This window comes from Bullifex sp. (assembly GCF_034103065.1).
In the GTDB taxonomy this organism is placed as follows: Bacteria; Spirochaetota; Spirochaetia; order Sphaerochaetales; family Sphaerochaetaceae; genus Bullifex.
In genome coordinates this window covers 1-2071 of sequence record NZ_JAXEGN010000181.1, presented here as the reverse complement: position 1 = coordinate 2071, position 2071 = coordinate 1, and the positions used below count along the sequence as shown (strand labels likewise).

The window sequence follows — 2071 nt, the reverse complement described above, 5'->3', positions numbered from 1 at the left end:
AGAAGAAGATCCAGCGTTACTTAGCTTTGTTTTAATATAAATACAGCTTTCTTCAATAGACATTGTTCCAATATTGTAAGAAGTAATAATCCTTTGTCTGAGAGCTTCATTACTCTTCATATTAAGAGCATTATTAAGTACACTCTGTCCTACAAGAAGTACAACTGCTAAATCTCTAGAATCCATTTCAAAGTTAAATAAAATCTTTATATCATTTAGAAAACTACTAGATAAATAATTAGCTTCATCAAAGATAATAATAGGAATAATCTTTTTCTCAATATTTAATCTTCTAATAGCATCTTGAATAGCAGCAAAGTTCTCATACTTTCTATGAAAAGGTTCAATATTAAAAGCAATAGCGAGCTGTTTATAAGCTTCTAATACAGTTAATGTAGACAAAGGAAGATAAATAATCTTGTATGCATTCTGGTTTAGGTTATTTGTATAATTACGAACAATGGTGGTTTTACCACAACCAGGGTCTCCTGTAATTAAACCAATACCTTTTGTTTGTAAAAGATAATCAAGTCTTGCTTTAACTTCTTTATAGTTGTTGTTTTCATATAGTATTTCTTTAGAGTTCTTAATAAACGGGTTAAACTCTAAGCCATATCTAGATACATAATTCATAAAATATTAATCCTCCGCTAATTTAACCTTTATACGTTTAATGCTGCTATTTGCTTTTTTATCTAATAGCTTAATTTCTTTAAGAGTGTTATCAAATTTATCGACGACATAAACCTTAGATAAATCAGGTGAATATCTAATTGTTATTCTTTGGTTTTGATAACGATAATCTACTTCATATTCTTTGCAATCAATATTAATTACACCGTCAGCAGAAACCTTTCTCTCAATCTCAAGTAAGAAAGACTTCTCAATTTGTTCTTCACTCATTTCAATAATTAATTTGCTTTCCTTATAAAATCTATCATTAGGGGACATATTGTTTTCTAATGAAGAATGAGGACGAGTATTATATTCTTGAATATATTCCTTTAGATCTTTATTAAAAGTTTCTAAATCTCTGTAATCATTAGGTTTTATACGACAAAGATATTGGTCTTTGAGTGTTCTAAAAAATCTTTCTATTTTCGACTTTGAGGTTGGAGTAAAGGGAGGGCAAAAGTTAATACCTACACCAATCCTAGCTCCAAGCAAAGTCATTTGTCCTGAACGATAATTTGCGCCATTATCAAAGCTAAACATCTTTGGTTTTCCACAGGTTCTAATACCACTTCTTATTACTTTAAGTAGGTTAATATAGTTGTCTTCAAAGAAAGCTTCACATGCAACTACCTTTCTAGAGGCATCATCTATTAATGCTATTATATATACTCTTGTTTTATTTCCATTTACTGTAAGATAAGGGCCATAAGTTGTATCTCCATACCATACTTCATTTATATGTTCCTTCTCATATCTTTTATACTCAGTAGTAACCTTATTAATACCTTTCGCTTGCTTTTGTTTTGTTACATACCTTGTAATAGTGGATAAAGAAATACTTTTAGAATTAATATCACCTTTATTTACTAGAGTTTCATAAATTTGAGTTGCTGGTAATCGTGGATATTCATTAATATAATAAGCAATCAAAGATTCAAGTTCTTTATCTATTTTCCTCTGGATGCCTAAATCAGATCTACGCTCAGGCTTTAATGCATCAAAGCCATCTTTTTGATATGCATCATACCATCTACATAATGTTGACGGAGATATTGTTTTCATCGTTCCATCAATATATTCATATTGCTTTTCTGCAATTTTGTTGAAATAACTCCATTTGTTGGCTATTGCAACTTGCCGTTGAATAAATGGAGCTAAAATACCGTACCGAAACAAGGCTATGCTATTTCTTTCTGCTTCAGTCATTGTTTTCCTCTTTATTTTTAGTTTTTAAAGAGGGTACTGTATACATATTTACATTTACCAATCATCCTATGTGGTTCTTTAAATTAAGTTATAGCAGCCTTTTCTTATCTGCATAAAATTTGATTTAAAATCTCTAAATGCTAATTTAACTAAATCATCTAAAAAACTTAGCTTGTTTAAGCTCATCCAC

General features: G+C 29.6%; 2 protein-coding genes. Both read right to left on the bottom strand.

Annotated elements, in window-relative coordinates; all coding sequences use genetic code 11:
• On the bottom strand, positions 1–633 hold a 633-nt coding region (locus tag SOY52_RS06980; protein WP_320848241.1), incomplete at its 3' end, for an ExeA family protein.
• Between the two features lie 6 nt (positions 634–639).
• Positions 640–1881: a DDE-type integrase/transposase/recombinase gene (locus SOY52_RS06975; RefSeq protein WP_320848240.1), complete on the bottom strand. Its 1242-nt coding sequence runs from the start codon at positions 1879–1881 to the stop codon at positions 640–642.
• Between the last annotated feature and the right edge of the window lie 190 nt (positions 1882–2071).